The following is an 18,175-nucleotide window of genomic DNA, read 5'->3' as shown; positions in this document are numbered from 1 at the left end:
GAACCACCGGCACCCGGACGGGGACGGGGGCGGGGCGGGGCAGAAAGCGCTTCGATCGTGTCCGTCACCTCTGTTAGCGTCAGGCGGCTCACGTGATCCGTGGGCAGGAACGGCATCAGCGCCGTCAACGACGAACAGGGTGGGACGAGTTGAGACGAAGACGAAGAACCGGAGCGGCACGCGTCGCGGCCGTGTGCTGCGCCGCGGTGGTCGCGGCGGCGGGCGCCGGACTGCCCGCGACCGCGTACGCGGCGGAGAACCTGCCCCCCGGGCAGCCGCTGGTGCGGGACCTCACGACGGGCTCCAAGGCGTGCGCCTCCGGCGAGGAGCGCCCGTACGTCTCGACGGCGCCGGCCCTGCGCGCCGTCCTGTACGACCCGGAGGAGGACAACCAGCCCGCCGAGGCCAACCTGGTCAGGGGCGAGTTCGAGGCGTGGTGGACCGACGCGGCGGGCAGCGAGCAGCGCCGCACGTACACGTCGTACGAGACGCTGTCGGGTTCGCCGCAGCAGTGGCGGATGCCGGAGGACGTCCCGGCGAACACCGTGGTGTCGTGGCACGTCCGCGCGCACGACGGCACGACGGCCTCCGCCTGGAGCTCCGAAGGCGAAGGACACGTCTGCGAGTTCGTCGTCGACGACGTCAGCCCGGACAAGCCGGTGGTCACCTCCCCCGACTACCCGGAGGACCAGATCTCCGACGGCGTCGGCGTGTACGGCAGCTTCACCATGGACTCGCCGTCACCGGACGTAGTCGAGTACCGCTACGACTTCATCGGCGGACCCTACGGAACCGCCCGGCCCGACGAGCCGGGCGGACCGGCCACCATCCGTTTCCTGCCCCTGCAGGGCCGCACGGACTACCTGAGCGTCCGCGCCATCGACCGCTCCGGCCGCAGCAGCCCGACCACCACGTACTGGTTCCGTGTGAAGGACGGGCGCGCGCCCGTCGCCCACTGGAAGCTCGACGACCCCGCCGGTTCCACGGGCGCGGCCGCCACTGCGGGCACCACCGCGCAGGCCGGGTCCGGTGTGACCTTCGGCGGCCCCGCGCCCCGCGGCGCCGACACCGACGCGACCGTCGCGCTCAACGGCAGCAGCCACGGCTACCTCACGCCCGGCGTCCCGGCCGTCGACACCACCGGCACCTTCGCCGTCAGCGCCTGGGTGCGCCCCGCGCAGACCGACCGGACCATGACGGCCGCCAGCCAGGACACGGACGGGGCGGCGGCCTTCCGCCTCGGCCTGACCAGCCGGGACTCCGGCCCCGCCTGGTCGTTCGCCGTCGGTGACGCACGGGTCTCGGGCGGCGCCCCGGAGACCGGCGAGTGGGCCCACCTGCTCGGCCTGTACGACGAGGAGACCGGCAAGGCCCGCCTGTACGTCAACGGCCGCGCGGTCGGCACCGACGCCGAGGCCGCACCCGCCGGGACGAGCGGCGCGTTCCAGATCGGCCGCGCCCGCAGCGGGGACCAGTACCTCGCGCGCTGGCACGGCGACCTCGGCGACGTACGGGTCCACGACCGGGTCGTGGTGCCGGCGGAGGTGGCCGAGATGGCGTACCGGACACCGGAGCTGCTGGGACACTGGTCGCTGGAGAACGCGACGGACGGCGCCAGCCCGGAGCAGACGGACGGGGCGCCGCTGCGCCTCGGCGACGGGGCGACGATCCACCGGGGCCCCGACAACTCCTGCATCCCGGACCTGGACCCCGACTGCCCCTACGTGCCGTTCGCCCTGGTCGGCGACGGGCACCTGCGGCTGGACGGCGAGACCGGTCACGCGGTCGCCGAGGGCCCGGTGGTCGACACCGGTGACAGCTTCACCCTCGGTGTGGTCGTGCGGCTGGCGGACACCGAACCGGCGGGTCCGATGACCGTGCTGTCCCAGGCGGGTGAGCACACCGACGCGTTCAAGGTGCGCTACGAACCGTCGCAGCACCAGTGGCAGCTGGTCATGCCGGAGCGGGACGAGCCCGGCGCCCCCGAGACCGTGGTCTCCCACATCGAGTCCGCCGACGGCGGCGAGGGTTCGGGGCACCGCCTCGCCGTGGTCTACGACGACGCCGCCGACACGGTCAAACTCTTCCTGGACGGCTACACCAACGACCGGGCCACCGCGACCGTCCCGAACGGCTGGAGCGGCTCCGGGGCCCTCCAGATCGGCCGGGGCAAGGCCGGTGACGGCTGGGGCGAGTACCTGCACGGCGACGTCGACGAACTGCAGGCGTACGCCGGCGCGCTGAAGGACAGCAGGATCACCGGCCTGGGCTGGGGGACGGACCCCTGCCTCGAGTGCTAGCCGGCACCTGAGCGACCGTTTTCCGTCCGGACCCGGGCGGGCTGCCGACAGCCCGCCCGGGTCCGCCGCTCGCTCGTGGGCAGTAGTAGCCTTCAAGGGAAGTTGCTTCCCTGAGGGAAGTGCTGGTGAGGTGATCCGGGAAGGCGGGACGGGCGACCGATGGTCATGAGCTGTACGACGGACCGGCACGACCACCACGACGTGTACGCGGCGCAGTGCCCGTGCCGGGACGTGCTGGACCTGCTGGCCAACAAGTGGTCGGCGCTCGTCATCGGCGCGCTGGAGGAGGGGCCGCGGCGGTTCGGCGCGCTGCAGCGCCGGCTGGAGGGCGTCAGCCCCAAGGTCCTGACCAACACCCTGCGCCGGCTGGAGGAGAAGGGGTTCGTGAACCGGACCGTCTACCCCGCGGTGCCCCTCCACGTGGAGTACGAACTCACCGCGCTCGGCCGAGGCGTCGCGCAGCCGCTGGCGCGGCTGCGCGACTGGGTCGAGGACCACCTGGACGAGATCCCGGTGTGACGCCGGGGCCCGGCCGGCCGGGTCAGTCCGCGAAGCCGGTGAGGGTGATCTTGCCGATGGCGGTGCCGGATTCGAGGATGCGGTGGGCCTCGCGCAGGTTGGCCGCGTTGACGGTGCCGAGGTCGGTGGTGGCCGTGCTGGTGAGGATCCCGGCGTCGACGAGCCGGGCGACCTGGGTCAGGATGTGGTGCTGCTTGGCCAGGTCGGGCGTCCGGTGCAGGGAGCGGGTGAACATCAGCTCCCAGTGGAAGGAGATGCTCTTCCCCTTGAGCAGTCCGATCTCGACCGGGCCGAAGTCGTCGATGGCGACCACGCTGCCGAAGGGCTTGAGGATCTCGGCGTAGGCGGCGAGGTTGCGGTCCGTGCCGATGGTGCTGAAGACGTGGTCGACGCCCTCGGGGGCGATCCGGGCCACCTGCTCGGGCAGCGGCCGGTGGTGGTCGACGGTGTGGGTGACCCCCATCCGGCGCGCGAACTCCACGGTCTCCGGCCGGGAGGCGGTGCCGACGACCGTGAGGCTGGTCAGGGCGCGCGCGAGCTGCGCGACCATGGCGCCGACGCCGCCGGCCGCCGCGGTGACCAGCAGGGTGCCGGTCCGCTCCAGCGCCCCGTCGTGCAGGCCGAGGCGTTCGAACAGGCCCTCCCAGGCGGTCAGCGAGGTCAGCGGGAGGGCCGCGGCCTGCGTGAAGGAGAGGGACTCCGGCTTGCGGGCGGCGATGCGCTCGTCGACCGCGTGGAAGCGGGCGTTGCTGCCGGGCCGGTCGAGCGCGCCGGCGTAGAACACCTCGTCGCCGGGCTCGAAGAGTTCGACCTCGTCGCCGACGGCGACGACGGTGCCGGCCGCGTCCCAGCCCAGCACCCGCGGTTCACCGCCGGGGTCGTTGTTCCGCCGCACCTTGTGGTCGACCGGGTTGACGGCGACGGCCTCGACCCGGACGAGGAGGTCGCGCGGGCCGGGGGCGGGCACGGGCAGTTCGACGTCGAGGAGGCTCTCGGCGTCCTCGACGGGCAGGCTCGTGCGGTAGGCGACCGCGGGCATCGTCGAGGGCTGCGTTCCGCTCATCGGGGAGGACTCCGTATCTGGTGGTCGGGACGGGCTGGACGCACCGTAGGACCAGGAGGGTGGTAACCCGCAAGGGGAATTACTTCCCTGTGGGAAGCATGCAGGTGAGAGGGGAGTGTACGGTCGTACGCTCCACCTGTAGGCTCTTCCGCATGACTGTCGACGTACTGCCGCGGCCCACCCGGGCCGACCGGCGGGCCCGTGCCGCCGTTGCCGTGCTGTTCCTCACCAACGGGGCCCTCTTCGCCAACCTGCTGCCGCGGTACCCCGAGATCAAGGCGGACCTCGGCATCGGCAACGCCGCCTACGGCCTGGCCGTCGCCGCGTTCCCGGCGGGCGCCATCGCCGCGGGCCTGGCGGCCGGGGTGCTGGTGCGCAGGCTGGGATCGGCGCGCGTCGCGGTCGCCGGCACACTGCTGACGGGCGCCGGGGCCCTCGCCGCGGGCCTGGCGGACTCCGTGGCCGCGTTCGCGGCGGCGCTGTTCCTGGCCGGGGCCATGGACGCCATCACCGACGTCGCGCAGAACGCCCACGGGCTGCGGGTGCAGCGCCGCTACGGACGGAGCATCATCAACTCCCTCCACGCCATCTGGTCCGTCGGCGCCGTCACCGGCGGAGCCATGGCCGCCGGCGCGATCGCACTGGGCCTGACCCGGGGACAGCACCTGCTCGTCTCGGGCGTGCTCTTCGGGATCGCCGCCTGCGCGGCCCTGCGCCACTGCCTGCCCGGACCCGACACCGAACCGGCCGCCGAGGACGACACCACGGGCCACGACACCTCCCGGGGCCGGAACACGGCCGCGCCGAGGCGCGTCGTCCACGTGCTGGCCGCGCTCGTCCTCATCGCCACCGCCGGCACCCTCGTCGAGGACGCCGGCAACTCCTGGGCCGCGCTCTACCTCTCCGACTCCCTGCACGCCTCGGCGACCCTGGCCGCCTCCGGCTTCATCGCGCTGGTCGGGGCGCAGTTCGTCGGCCGGCTGATCGGCGACCGTCTCGTGGACCGGTTCGGCCAGCGGCAGGTGGCCCGCGCCGGCGGACTGATCGCCGCGGCCGGCATGGGCCTGGCGCTGGCCGTCCCGAGCGTGCCGGGCACCGTCCTCGGCTTCGCCGCGGCGGGCTTCGGCGTCGCCACCCTGGTGCCCGCGGCCATGCACGAAGCCGACGAACTGCCGGGCCTCCGGCCCGGATCCGGTCTGACGATCGTCTCCTGGCTGATGCGCCTCGGCTTCCTCCTCTCCCCGCCCGTCGTCGGACTCGTCGCCGACGCCGCCGGCCTGCGCACGGGCCTGCTCGTGGTGCCGCTCGCCGGGCTGCTCGTCCTGCTCCTCGCCGGAGTGCTGCGGCCCCGACGGACCTGACGGTCGGCCGCCCGCCCCGTCAGCCACCCCTGGCGGCGCGCGCCGCACACGCCGACGGGGGTGCCCGACGGGTCGTGGAACCCGTCGCGCACCCCCGTGGGGCCGTGACCCGGCGGGCGGCGGGAGGGGACCCCCGCCGCGGAGGTGTCAGGTCGACCAGATGACGTTGCCGTTGTGCAGGATGACCACCTTGGCGTCGGCCCGCAGGACCAGCTGGGCGTTCTGGTGGCCGTAGCTGCCGGCGGCCCAGATGGGGCGGTCCTCGCCGTTGTGGATGACGAGGTTGCCGTCCTCCTGGAAGATCGCCCGGTGGTTCGGGCCGAAGGTCATCGACGCCCAGATCGGCTTGCGCTCCTCGTTGTAGACCACGAGGTTGCCGTCCGTCTGCATCACCATGCGGATGCGGTTGGTGGTCCAGGCCTGGTTGACCTCCAGGACGCTGGTCGCGTAGACGGTCTCGGTGCTCCAGTCCGGCTTGGGAGACGGCTTGGGCTTCGGCTTGGGCTTCGCCTTCTTCTCCGCCGTCTTGCTCGGCTCCGGCTCCGGCGCGGGCGGGGGCGGCGCGACGACGACGGCCTTCGGCGGCTCCTCCTCCTTCTTCGGCTTCTCCTTCTTCTCGCTCGGCGTCGAACTGGGCTTCTCGGCCACGTAGTCACCGAGCGAGGCGGGGGCCGAGCTCTGGTTCAGGACCGTGTCGGATCCCTCCGCGGCCAGCCCGGCCGTCTGCGGGGGAGTGTCGTCCCGGCCGGTCCCGGCCAGCAGCAGCGGTATCGCGATCAGGGCGGCGCCGACGATCGCGGCCCCCGCCAGGACCGGCTTGCGGGGACGTCCGGTGTCGGCGGCGGTGTCGGTCCTGACGCCCGGCGGCGTCGTCCCGACGGCCGCCGCCACGGCGACGCCCTCCCGGGGCGCCTCGGTGGTCGCGGAGCCGGCGGCCGGGGCGGCGCTCTCCCCGGCCGGGGCGGCGGACTCCGCCTCGGGGGTGGTCCGCCCCGCTGAAGCGGTGCCCGGCTCGGCCTCGGTGGTGGTCTTCCCCTTCGGGGCGGCGGCGGCCTGCGCCTCGGGGGCGGCGGCCGCGCTCGGCGCGCCGGCGCCCGGAGCGGAGGACTCGGGCGGGGGCCCGGCCTCCCCTTCGCGGGCGGCGGCCGCCTCCGCGTTCGCGCCGGGTTTCTGGTGCTGGGGGGACATGCGGTACTCCTCCTCGGTGGCGGAGCTGTCGGTGGTGGGCGTACGCCCGGGCAGCGGACGGGTCGGACGAACGCCGTGAAGTCCGGCAGGCGTCGGGCGAGTGCCGCGTCGAGGCGAGCCGGTCCTGCCCGGTAGCGGGCGTCGCGTTCCCCGTGATCCCCCGCGGTGGCGGCCGCGGGCCGATCCGACACCTTCCCGAGCTGCGAGGTCTTCCCGTACGGCCCTGGCCTGGACGTCCGGCCGGAAGGCACTGCACGTCGACGGGTCCGATGGCATACCCAACTTAGCCCGTCGGCGCGCTGACATCCCCTCAGTCCGCCGTACCCGTCCCGGCGCTTTGTCCCCCCACGCCTCACTGCTCCCGGAAAGTTCTCGACTCGGGCAGCAAACGGTCACGTGGGAGGCCGATACGGACTCTTGCCGATCACCAACGGACGGGGCCGGTGTGGCATCCTGAGATCTCCCCGATCCGATCAGTGTCGGCGTGTGCCCGTGCCGTCATGGCGTACGGCACCCAGGACCTCGTACGGACCCAAGAGTTCAGGTGGAGATGCGGCCCGGAGAACGACAAGAGGGCAGGCATGGCGACGTGTTCGCGGCGCCTGACGGTCCGGGCCCCGCCCCCGCTGCCGGACCCCCCGCGTCCGAGCCGCCCGCCACCGGCTCCGTCGACACCCCCGACATACCCGAGGCCGTGCGGGAAGCCGCGCGCAGGGCGCCGGGGCACTGGATCGGCGTGGTGGACCCGGAGTGGACCGACCGGCGGACGCCGCCGGAGTGGGCCGTGCTCGGGGAGTGGCAGTCCGACGAGGACGGCGGCGTGGGCGACTACCGCCCCAACCCGGCCTACCGGCCCTCCGCCCGGATGCTCGGCTGGCCGGAACCCACCGACCCGGTCGACGCCGCGGCACAGCGCGCCGCCACCGGCTACGGCTCGGTGGACGAGGCGCTCGCCGCGCTCGCCGGGGCGGAGGTCACGGTGGTGCGCGGACCGGACGGCGGGCCGCTCACCGCCGCCGGGCGGGACGGGGCGCCGGTGGCGCTGTTGTTCACCTCCCCGGCACACGCGTTCATGTCCCCGGCACTTCGGCATGACACACTTCCCGCTCGGGAGCTGGCCCGTTCACTGAGCGGTTCGGGCGCCCTGCTGATGGTCAACGCCGGTGCCGCGGCCCCCCTGGTCGTCCCGGCGGACAGTCTCCCCGGCGCCGGTCACGAGACCGCGCCCGCGGCGGACGCCACGGCACAGGAGGGTTCCGGCGCGCCCTCCGGTACGGCGGACCGTACCGGCCCGGCGGCCGAGGTCCCCACCGCCGGCCCCGCCGGCAGCTCTCCTGAATTCTCGCCCCACACCGCAGGGAGGACCCCGTGACGCGTTCGGCCCAGCAACCCCCCGCCTCCCCGGGAGCGGAATCCGGATCCGACGGCGAGAAGACGGCCGCGGCCGCCGCCGTGGCCGCCACCACCTCAGGGCCGCGGGCCGAGGCCCAGACGGAGACCGGCCGGCAGCCCCGGCCCGCCGCCGGGCCCACGGAGGCGAAGTCCTCCGAGGCCGGGAGCGGTACGAAGCCGTCCGGGGCCGAGGAGACGCCCGCGCCGGACGCCGCGGCCACCGCCCCCGGCACGGACGCCGGCACCGGGCCCGCCACCGCGGCCGCCCCCGGCGGCCGGACCGGGGCCGAAGCGGAGAACGAGGCCGACCCCGGCGCCGCCGCGGCCGCCAAGAGCCGGCTGCCCGCCCTCGTACGCACCATGACCGCGACCGCGATCGACCGGCCGCAGCCGCGGACCGGACCGGTGGGACGGCCCGGCAAGGCCGTCCTGAGCGGCGCCGCGGTCGCCGGTGCGCTGCTCGTGTCGGTGCCGTTCCTGCTGCTCGGCGGCAACGACGACAAGGGCCCCAGGACCTCCTCGGCGGCGGCCGGCACCGTACTCGGCGGGGACGGGCAGGAGACACCCGGCGACTTCGCCGTCACCGAACCCAGCACCGGCCCCTCGGACGACGACGGGAAGAAGACCGAGAAGTCCGAGAAGCCGGAGGAGCCGGTACGGAAGGCTCCCGCGTCCCCTCCCGCCGAGGAGAAGGACAAGGACGAGGACGAGCCGAAGAAGGACTCCGGCAAGAAGGACGAGCCGGACGGCAGGAGCGGCGGATCGGCGGACGGCGGCGACAAGGACAAGCCCGCACCGCCCTCCACGGCCGTCACCTTCAGCGCCCCCGTCTCCCTGCGCAGCCACCTCTCGGGCCGCTGTCTCGACGTACCGGACGGCAACTTCGGCGACGGCCAGCAACTGTGGGTGTGGGACTGCAACAACACCGCCGCGCAGAAGCTGCAGTTCGCCTCCGACGGCACCATCCGCATCGCGGACAAGTGCCTGGACGTGGCCAACGCCGACTTCAACAACGGCACGCCCATCCAGATCACCTGGTGCAACGGCAACGACGCCCAGCAGTTCGTCCTCAACGAACGCCACGACCTGGTCAACACGGTCGTCGGCATGTGCGTCGACATCAAGGACAACAACTCCGGCAACGGGGCCTGGCTGCACCTGTGGACCTGCCTGGGCACCGACAACCAGAAGTGGAGCGTCTGACCGGACGCCCCGCCGAACCCACCGGGACCCCCCTCCCGGCATCCGCCCGCCCGATGGGCGAGGCATGATGGCACCGTCGGCTCGCCGACATCCGCCCCCGAAGCCCGGGGGCGCCCGCTGAAGACGCCGTCGTGGCAAGGAGGTTGGTGCGTGTCGCGCCAGGTACTGACGGTAGGGCCCGGGGACCGGGACCGCTACCGGACGATCGGTGAGGCACTCGCTGCTGCCCGTACCGGCGCGCTCATCAGCGTCCGGCCCGGGACGTACGCCGAGAACCTGGTGATCAACACCAGGGTGACCCTCACCGCCGCCGAAGGGCGGGGCACCGTGGAGATCCGGCCGCGCACGGGCAGCGTGCTCGCGCTGCGCGCCGACGCGGTGATGCTGTCCGAACTGACCCTGCGCGGCGGCGACGCCGAGCTGCCCGCGGTCGACGTGCGGCGCGGACAGGCCGCGTTCGACGGCTGCGAGGTGGTCGGCGCCGCCTGGACCGCGATGCTCGCCGGCGGCACCGGCTCGCTCGCGCTGCGGGACTGCCGGGTGAGCAACCCGCAGGGCGCGGGCATCGTGGTCACCTCGAACACACCCACCACCGTGGAGTCCTGCACCCTCGAACACCTGGGCACCAGCGGCCTGGTCCTCGCCGAACAGGGCGAGGCGAGCATGCGCGGCTGCACCGTGCGCGACGCCCGCGGCAACGGACTGCTCGCCAACGGCGACTCCCGCGGCAGCGTCGAGGACTGCGACGTCTCCTCCACCGACAAGCCCTCCATCGCCCTGGAGCAGAACTGCTCCCTGACGGTGGTGCGCACCGTGGTGCACGACACCGGCACCGGCGTGCACCTGAGCAGCTCGGGCCGCACCACCCTGGAGGACGTCCGCGTCACCGGCGCCTCGGCCAACGGCATCACGCTGGCGCAGGGCACCGACCCGGTGCTGCGCCGCTGCCGCGTCTCGCGCACCCGCGGCCACGGCATCCTGGTCACCGACCGGGCGCGCGGCACCTTCGAGGACTGCTGGATCGACGGCGCGCAGGGCGCGGCGCTGCGCGTCGCCGGGGCCGCCTCCCCGGCGCTGACCGGACTGACGGTCCGCGACTGCGACGACACCGGGCTGCTCCTGGAGGAGGACTCGGCGCCGGAACTGGACCGCCTGGAGGTGATCGGCGGTTCCCCCGCCGTCCTGGTGCGCGGCGGTGCCAACCCGCTGCTGCGCCGGGCCCGGCTGGTGGAGCCCTCCGGTGACGGCATCGCGGCCACCAAGGACGCCCGCGGCCGCGCCGAGGACTGCGAGATCGTCCGGCCGAACGGCGTGGGCGTACGGGTGGGCTCCGGCAGCACCCTCTACCTGGCCGGCGGCGGGGTCTCCGACACCGCCACCAACGGCCTGGTCGTGGAGGACGGCGGCAACGTCACCGTGCGCGACTTCCGCGTCGAGATATCCGGCGAGGACGGCGTGGTCGTCGCCGCGGGCGGCGAACTGACCGCCAACCGCACCGCCGTGCACGCCCCCCAGGGCCACGGCTACCTGCTCCACGAGGGGGCGCTCGCCTCGCTCAGCGGCTGCGAGGCCACCGGCGGCGCCCAGGACGGCTTCCGGGTGGAGTCCACCGCGCCGGTCTCCCTGGTGAACTGCCTCGCCCGGGAGAACGCGGGCGGCGGCCTGGTGCAGACCGCGCCCGGCGAACGGCTCGCCGTGGAGGGCCTGAACAGCACCGGCAACGGCAAGCGGGACGCCTGGGGCAGCGGCAGCGCCGAGAACACCGACCCGGCCGGCTCCGGCGCCGCCGACGGGCCCGCGCCGGACCGCGCGGACGGCCCGCTCGGCGCCCTCAACGCGCTGATCGGCCTGGAGAACGTCAAGCAGCAGGTGGGCACCCTGGTCAACCTGACCCAGCTCGCCCAGCGCCGCGAGAAGCTCGGCATGCCCGCCCCGCCGATGAGCCGCCACCTGATCTTCGCCGGCCCGCCCGGCACCGGTAAGACGACGGTCGCCCGCCTCTACGGGTCGATCCTGGCCGAACTGGGCTCGCTGCGCAGCGGCCACCTGGTGGAGGTCTCCCGCGCCGACCTGGTCGCACAGGTCGTCGGCGGTACGGCGATCAAGACCACGGAGACCTTCCAGCGGGCGCTCGGCGGCGTGCTGTTCATCGACGAGGCGTACACACTCACCGCGGACAGCGGCAACGGCGGCGCCGACTTCGGCCGCGAGGCGGTGGACACCCTGCTGAAGCTGATGGAGGACCACCGCGACGACGTGGTGGTGGTCGCGGCCGGCTACTCCCGTGAGATGGAGTCCTTCCTCGGCTCCAACCCCGGTCTGGCCTCCCGCTTCTCGCGGACCGTCGAGTTCGAGAACTACTCCGTGCCCGAGCTGGTCGCCATCATGGAGAACATGTGCGCCCAGCACCAGTACGAGCTGGGCGAGGGCACCGCGGAGGCGCTGGCCGCGCACTTCGAGGCGATGCCGCGGGACGCCGGCTTCGGCAACGGCCGTGCCGCGCGCGGCGTGTTCGAGGAGATGGTTGACCGGCAGGCGGTCCGGCTCGCGTCCCTGGCGCAGGTCGGCGAGCGCGACCTGCGGCTGCTGCTGCCGGAGGACGTCTCCGCCACCGCCGCCGCGAAGGCCGCCGAGACCGCCGTCCCCGGGGACGACCCGCTGACCCGCCTCGGCGACATGATCGGCCTGGCGGAGGTGAAGCGCGACGTCGCGGACCTGGTCAACCTCATCACCACCGCACGCCACCGCGCCGCCGCCGGCCTGCCGGTGCCCTCGCTCAGCCACCACCTGGTCTTCACCGGCCCGCCCGGCACCGGCAAGACCACCGTCGCCCGCCTCTACGGCGAGATCCTGACCCAGCTCGGCATCCTCGAACGCGGCCAGCTGATCGAGGCGGCCCGCGCCGACCTGGTCGGCCGCTACATCGGACACACCGCCCAGCTCACCCGCGAGGTCTTCGAGCGGGCCCGCGGCGGTGTGCTGTTCATCGACGAGGCCTACACCCTCACCCCGCGCGGCAGCGGCGCCGACTTCGGCCAGGAGGCGGTGGACACGCTGCTGAAGCTGATGGAGGACCACCGCGACGAGGTCGTCGTCATCGTCGCCGGATACACCGACGAGATGCAGCACTTCCTCGCCTCCAACCCGGGCCTGTCCTCCCGCTTCCCGCGCCGGATCGCCTTCGCCGACTACTCCTCCGAGGAACTGGTCACCATCGTGCGCTCCCAGGCCACGAGCATGGGCTACGAGTGCGGGCCGGGCACCGGACCGCTGCTCAAGGAGTACTTCGACGCGCTGCCCAGGGACCGCTCCTTCGGCAACGCCCGCCTGGCCCGCCAGGTGGTCGAGTCGATGGTCACCCGGCAGGCGGGACGGCTCAGTTCGCTGGCCGCGCCCACCCTGGACGACCTGCGCATCCTCACCCCCGAGGACGTCGTGGCCGCGGCGCCGAAGGCGGCCGGCCGATGAGGGCGCCCGCCCGCGGGGCCGCCCGCGTCCTGTCCGGCGCCGGTCTGGCCGCCGCCCTGCTGCTGCCCACGGCCGCCACGGTCCAGGCGGCACCCCCCGTACGCCCGCCGGCGGCCGACGGCAAGGGACAGGAACTGCCCGGCATGCCCTCCGCGCTCGACCCGGACGCCGAGGAGACGGCCTGCACCCCCGCTTCCGGCGAGAAGGCGAAGAAGCAGGACTGGTCGCGCCAGCGCCTGGACCTGGACCGGCTGCACGGACACGGCACCGGCGCGGGCGTGACCGTCGCCCTCATCGGCACCGGGGTCGACCCCGGCGCGGCCGGTCTGGAGGACCGGGTCACCGCCGCGGGCGCCGCCGCCGACGACTGCGTGGGCAACGGCACGTTCCTGGCCGGGCTGATCGCCGGGAGCGGCGGGGACACCCCGCGCCTGGCCGGACTCGCCCCGGACGCCGAGATCCTGGCGCTGCGCGGCACCGACGAGCGCGGGCAGCCGAGCGCCGAGCTGGTCACGGCTGCGCTGAACGAGGCGACCGGGGCCGGTGCCTCGGTGATCGCCGTCGCGGTGGCCCTGCCGGACCGGGACGAGGCGCTGACCGAAGCGGTCGCCGAGGCCCGCCGCGAGGGCGCCGTGGTGGTCGCCGCGGCCACCCCGGACCCGCCCCGCACGGGCACCGACGAGATCCCCTCCCGCACCTACTGGCCGGCCGGAGAGCCGGGTGTCCTCTCGGTCGCCGACATGCTGCCCAATGGTGCCCGCCCGGACAGCGCCCTGCCCACCACCGGCATCGACCTGGCCGCGCCCGGCGCCGGGGTGGTCTCCGGCGGCCCGCGCGGCGACGGCCACTACCTCGGCGCCGGCGCCTCGGTGGCCACCGCCTACGCCGCCGGTGCCGCCGCGGTGGTCCGCGCCGCCCGCCCCGACGACTCCGCGGACGCCGTCGCGCGCCGGCTGACCGCCACCGCCTATCCCGCCGACATCCCCCAGCTCGACCCGTACGCCGCCGTCACCACGGTGCTCGGCGAGCCGGGCGGGTCCGCCGGGGCCGAGCGGGCCGCGGACCCCGTGACCGTCCGCGACACCTCCGCCGCCGACCGGGCGGCCGACCGCGCGACCGTCTTCGTCGTCCTCGGCTCCGCCGCCGTCCTCGCCGTCCTGTGGGCCGCCTTCGTCCTGCCCCGGGCCCGCGCCCGCGGCTGGCGTCCGGCGGACGGCACCGCGGGGGACTGACACTCAGGACCGGCACGGGGGCGGGCGCCGCGCGCGTACCGCCCCGCACACGAGAGCGGCGGGAGCCACCTTCCCAGGTGGCTCCCGCCGCTCTCGTGTGCTCCGCATCCCGCGGCCCTCAGCTTCCCCGGCTCTCCTCCACCAGCGCCGTCTGCATCAGCCGCGCCCGGCGGCGGGCGATGTGCTGCGCCCGGCCCGGAGGCAGGTTGATCGGCTTGGCGTCGCCGAACAGACGGCCCTCGGTGGGCGGGCAGGACAGCAGCACGGCGGGGTTGTTGGCCTCGTCGAGGCGGCGGATGAGCGCGTCGCTCAGACCGCGCCCGGCGCCCATGGCACTGCGGGCGACCACCAGGTGCACACCGGTCTCGAAACCGAGCGTCAGGTACTCGAAGAGCGGCTCGAAGGGGCTCTGGAAGGAGTTCCCGGAGACCATGTCGTAGTCGTCGACCAGGATGAACAGGCGCGGGCCCGTCCACCAGTCGCACTGGCGCATCCGGGCGGGGGCGATGTCCGCGCCCGGCACCCGGGTCTTCATCGCGCGGGCCGCGCCGTCGATGGTCTCCTGGAGGTTGTCCAGGGAGATCACGTGCCCGATGCGGTACTCCTCCGGGATGGCCTCCACCAGCGTGCGGCGGTAGTCCACCGCGATGATCTTCGCCTCGTGGGGGGCGTAACGGGCGGTGATGCCCTGGGTGATGCGGCGCAGCAGGTTGGTCTTGCCGCTCTCGGTGTCACCGACCACGATCAGGTGCGGGGTGCGGCTGAAGTCGTGCCAGACCGGTTCCAGCGCGTCCTGGTCGATGCCGAGCGCGAGGCGCATGCCGCCGCCCTCGGTCGGCTCCGGCGCGGGCAGGTCGGCCAGCGGGAGCCGGTGCGGCAGCATCCGCACCTGCGGGGCGGCCGGGCCGGACCAGTGCCGGGACACCTCGGAGACCAGGTGGGCGACGCCCTCGCCGAGGTCCTCCAGGGACCCGCTGCCGTCCAGGCGGGGCAGACCGGCGAGGAAGTGCATCTTGCTGTCGGCGGTGATGCCGCGGCCGCCGCTGCGCGGCACCGAGCGGGCCTTGCGGGTGTCGATCTCGGAGTCCATCGGGTCACCCATCCGCAGCTCCAGGCGGGTGGCGGCCTGGTCACGGACCTGCGCGGACAGCTCCACCCACCGGGTGGTGGTGATCACCAGGTGGATGCCGTAGTTGAGGCCGCGGGCGGCGAGTTCGTTGAACTTCGGGATCAGGTCGTCGTAGTCCTGGCGGACCGTGGACCAGCCGTCGACCACCATGAACACGTCGCCGAACGGCTCGTCGGGGAACTCCCCGGCGGCCCGCCGACGGCGGTAGGACTGCATGGAGTCCAGGGTGTGGTCCACGAAGAACTGCTCGCGGCGGGCCAGCAGCGTCATCACCTCGGCGACGGCCCGGTGCACCCGCTCCGGGTTGAGCCGCGCCGCGACACCGCCGACGTGCGGCAGCCCGGCCAGCTGGGACAGGCCGCCGCCACCGAAGTCGAGGCAGAAGAACTGGATCTCGGCGGGGGTGTGGGTGAGCGCGAGGGCGGTGATCAGGGTGCGGGCGAGGGTCGACTTGCCGCTCTGCGAGCCGCCCGCGATGGCCACGTGACCGCCCGCCCCGGACAGGTCCACGACCAGCGGGTCGCGGCGCTGCTCGAAGGGCTTGTCGACCAGGCCGACCGGCACCCGCAGCCGGCCCGTCCCGGGCCAGCCGGCGGCACTGAGGCCGCGCTCGGGGTCGGGGGCGATACCGGGCAGCAGGGCGTCCAGCGGGGAGGGCTCGTCCAGCGGCGGCAGCCACACCTGGTGGGCGGCGGGCCCGGACTCGCGCAGCCGGTCCAGGGCCACGTCGAGCAGGGTCTCCTCGTCGCCGGTCTCCTCCGTCTCCGGCTCCGGCTCGGGAGCCGCCTCCAGCGTGCGCGGCACCACCCAGCCGCTGGTCCACGGCACCACCTGGGAGGCCACCCGGGCCTGCACCACGGCGCCGGTGCGGCGCCGGTACGTACCGGAGGAGTAGGCGGCGCGGAACCGGGTCAGGGACTCCACCCCGGACTTCAGATAGCCGCTGCCGGGCTGGGCGGGCAGCTGGTAGGCGTCCGGCACGCCGAGCACACCGCGGCTCTCCATCGCGGAGAAGGTCCGCAGGCCGATGCGGTACGACAGATGGCTCTCCAGCTGGTGCATGCGGCCCTCGTCCAGGCGCTGCGAGGCCAGCAGCAGATGCACGCCGAGGGAGCGGCCGAGGCGGCCGATCATCACGAACAGGTCCATGAACTCGCGGTGCGCGGACAGCAGTTCGCTGAACTCGTCGACCACCACGAACAGGCTGGGCAGCGGCGCCAGGTCGGTACCGGCGGCGCGGGCCCGCTCGTACTCCAGGGCGGAGGTGTAGTTGCCGGCCGCGCGCAGCAGCTCCTGGCGGCGGATGAGCTCACCGTGCAGGGCGTCCTGCATGCGCTCCACCAGGGCGACCTCGTCGGCGAGGTTGGTGATGACGGCGGAGGTGTGCGGCAGCTCCTCCAGGCCGAGGAAGGTGGCGCCGCCCTTGAAGTCGACCAGGATGAAGTTGAGCGTCTCGGAGGAGTTGGTCAGGGCGAGACCGAGGACCAGGGTCCGCAGCAGCTCGCTCTTGCCGGAGCCGGTGGCGCCGATGAGCATGCCGTGCGGGCCCATGCCGCCCTGCGCGGACTCCTTGATGTCGAGTTCCACCGGACGGCCGTCCACGCCGACCGCGATCGGCACCCGCAGCCGGGCGGAGCCGGTGTTCCTCGCGAACAGGGCGCGCGCGTCGTGCCGGTGCAGGTCGGGTATGCCGAGCAGGGTGGTCAGCTCGACGTCGGTGTCCAGCGGCTGCGCGATGTCGGTGGCCAGGCTGATCCGGCGGGGCGTGAGCAGCCGCGCCAGCGCCTCCGCGCCGAGCGGGCCGAGCCGGTCCGGCCGGCCGAGCGCCACCGAACGCTCCTTGCGGCTGCGGTCGGTGCGCACCAGGCTCACCTGGTCGGGACCGACGGTCAGCCGCAGCGTGTTGCGGCCGGGCCGCCAGCGCAGCGCCCCGGAGACGTCCAGGGCCAGGGCGTTGCGGTAGCCGTGGCCCTCCCAGCGGTGCCCCTCGGGAACGGTGACGCCGTCCAGGACGACGACCGTGTACGGCTCGTCGCGGGCGGGACGCGCGTCCGGGTCGAAACCGGGCCGCTCGGCGAACTCGGCGCCGAGCAGGTCGTCCAGCTCGGTGAGGTCCGCGGTGATCCGGCGGACCTGGCCGGCGCCGTCCTCCTCGTGCGGGTGGAGGGCGTGCGGCAGCCACTTGACCCACTCCCAGTCGGGCCGCCGCTCGTCACTGACGCACAGGACGATCCACAGCTCCTCGGGGGCGTGGAACACCGCGAGCTGGCCGATCATGGCGCGCACCAGGGCGCGTACCGCGTCGTCGCCGCCCTCCGTCTCGCCGTTCTCGCCGAGGGGCGCGGCGCCCGGCTCGGCGGACTCGTCGGCGGCGTCGTCCTCCGGGCGCAGCTGCACCCGCGCCGAGGAGCGCAGGTAGAGGCCGAGGGGCTGGTCGGGGATGGTGGAGTAGGCGCGGATGAAGCGGCGCAGGGCGTGCGCGCAGAGCGGCTCCAGGTCCTCCACCGGGCGGGTGGAGACCGGGTTCAGGGTGAGCGCGAGCTGCTGCTCACCGACCGCGAGCCGGACCTCGCCGAAGTCCTCGTCGGCCGGGCGGCGCTCCCACAGCCGCGAGGTGCGGGCCAGGGAGCGCAGCGAGGCGGGCTCGGGGTGCCGCCAGGCGAGCGCCCGCTGCTGCTCGGCGATGGTCGTCCGGACCCGCTTGCGGGTCTGCGTCAGATAGCGGAGGTAGTCACGGCGTTCGCCCTTCAGCCGCTGCTTGCGCTCGCTGGAGCGGCGCATCAGCTGCCCCAGCAGCATGGCACCGGCGGAGAGCGCCATGACGCCCATCGCCAGATACATGAAGACGCCGTTCCCGCCGCCGGGGCGCAGGAACATCAGCATCATCGACACCGACATCAGCGCCATCGGCAAATACGTCCATATCGCCGAGGTGTCCGGCACCGTCTCGGCGAGGACCGGCGGCTCCTGGAGGGTCAATTGCCCGTCGGGCATCTCCGGTCCGCGCCTGCGGGCGGGCCGGCGAAACAGCACCACGCTCAAGGAACAAAACCTCCGGTTTCAGTGGCTTTCCGGCCCGCACCGAATACCGGCGCACGCGGGAGGTGGGAAACACCGAACCGCGCTGATTCTCCGAGGCCCACCTGAGGCGGTGAACGCCGGGTGAATGTTTCCGGCTGATAGCGGGGGACGGCCAACTCCCGTGACGGTGAACTCCATACCGGACAAGAGGTCCGGTCCGCAGCACGATCCGGCGGGCGTAGGCAGTAGTCTGCATTCACGGAACGCGACCTGTCCACGCGGGATGGGCGGCAGCCGGC

10 protein-coding genes are annotated in these 18,175 nt (G+C 74.1%); 7 read left to right on the top strand and 3 right to left on the bottom strand.

Going from position 1 to position 18,175, the window contains the following annotated elements:
• Nucleotides 1–728: 728 nt before the first annotated feature.
• Nucleotides 729–2,300, top strand: a complete 1,572-nt coding sequence (locus FHX78_RS07655; protein ID WP_229923976.1) for a laminin G domain-containing protein — start codon at nt 729–731, stop codon at nt 2,298–2,300.
• Nucleotides 2,301–2,465: 165 nt separating this feature from the next.
• Nucleotides 2,466–2,819, top strand: a complete 354-nt coding sequence (locus tag FHX78_RS07650; protein WP_308439675.1) for a winged helix-turn-helix transcriptional regulator — start codon at nt 2,466–2,468, stop codon at nt 2,817–2,819.
• Between the two features lie 22 nt (nt 2,820–2,841).
• Here FHX78_RS07650 and FHX78_RS07645 read toward each other — a convergent pair whose 3' ends face one another.
• A complete protein-coding gene (locus tag FHX78_RS07645) occupies nt 2,842–3,882 on the bottom strand; it encodes a zinc-binding alcohol dehydrogenase family protein (protein ID WP_145866704.1) in 1,041 nt (346 codons plus the stop codon).
• 152 nt (nt 3,883–4,034) lie between these two features.
• Between FHX78_RS07645 and FHX78_RS07640 the strand changes: the two genes are divergently transcribed.
• Nucleotides 4,035–5,243 (top strand): MFS transporter, encoded by a 1,209-nt coding sequence (locus FHX78_RS07640; protein WP_145866703.1) that lies wholly within the window; start codon nt 4,035–4,037, stop codon nt 5,241–5,243.
• 147 nt (nt 5,244–5,390) lie between these two features.
• Here FHX78_RS07640 and FHX78_RS07635 read toward each other — a convergent pair whose 3' ends face one another.
• The gene (locus tag FHX78_RS07635) at nt 5,391–6,431 is read right to left on the bottom strand and encodes a mannose-binding protein (RefSeq protein WP_145866702.1); all 1,041 of its coding nucleotides are present in this window, start codon (nt 6,429–6,431) and stop codon (nt 5,391–5,393) included.
• Nucleotides 6,432–6,981: 550 nt separating this feature from the next.
• Between FHX78_RS07635 and FHX78_RS07630 the strand changes: the two genes are divergently transcribed.
• From FHX78_RS07630 to FHX78_RS07615, 4 genes are all read left to right on the top strand, one after another.
• Nucleotides 6,982–7,803: a type VII secretion system-associated protein gene (locus tag FHX78_RS07630; RefSeq protein ID WP_145866701.1), complete on the top strand. Its 822-nt coding sequence runs from the start codon at nt 6,982–6,984 to the stop codon at nt 7,801–7,803.
• On the top strand, nt 7,800–9,026 hold the full coding sequence (locus FHX78_RS07625; protein WP_189908594.1) for a ricin-type beta-trefoil lectin domain protein: 1,227 nt from the start codon (nt 7,800–7,802) through the stop codon (nt 9,024–9,026). The genes FHX78_RS07630 and FHX78_RS07625 overlap by 4 nt, the downstream gene beginning before the upstream one ends.
• A 150-nt stretch (nt 9,027–9,176) precedes the next feature.
• Nucleotides 9,177–12,494: a right-handed parallel beta-helix repeat-containing protein gene (locus tag FHX78_RS07620; protein WP_145866700.1), complete on the top strand. Its 3,318-nt coding sequence runs from the start codon at nt 9,177–9,179 to the stop codon at nt 12,492–12,494.
• Nucleotides 12,491–13,726: a S8 family serine peptidase gene (locus FHX78_RS07615; protein ID WP_145866699.1), complete on the top strand. Its 1,236-nt coding sequence runs from the start codon at nt 12,491–12,493 to the stop codon at nt 13,724–13,726. Before FHX78_RS07620 ends, FHX78_RS07615 begins: the two co-directional genes overlap by 4 nt.
• A gap of 118 nt (nt 13,727–13,844) precedes the next feature.
• Here FHX78_RS07615 and eccCa read toward each other — a convergent pair whose 3' ends face one another.
• Nucleotides 13,845–17,849, bottom strand: coding sequence for a type VII secretion protein EccCa (gene eccCa / locus FHX78_RS07610; RefSeq protein WP_145866698.1), 4,005 nt, complete (start codon nt 17,847–17,849; stop codon nt 13,845–13,847).
• Nucleotides 17,850–18,175 lie beyond the last annotated feature (326 nt).

Source organism: Streptomyces capillispiralis, from assembly GCF_007829875.1.
GTDB classification, from domain to species: domain Bacteria; phylum Actinomycetota; class Actinomycetes; order Streptomycetales; family Streptomycetaceae; genus Streptomyces; species Streptomyces capillispiralis.
This window is presented reverse-complemented; position numbering and strand designations above follow the sequence as displayed.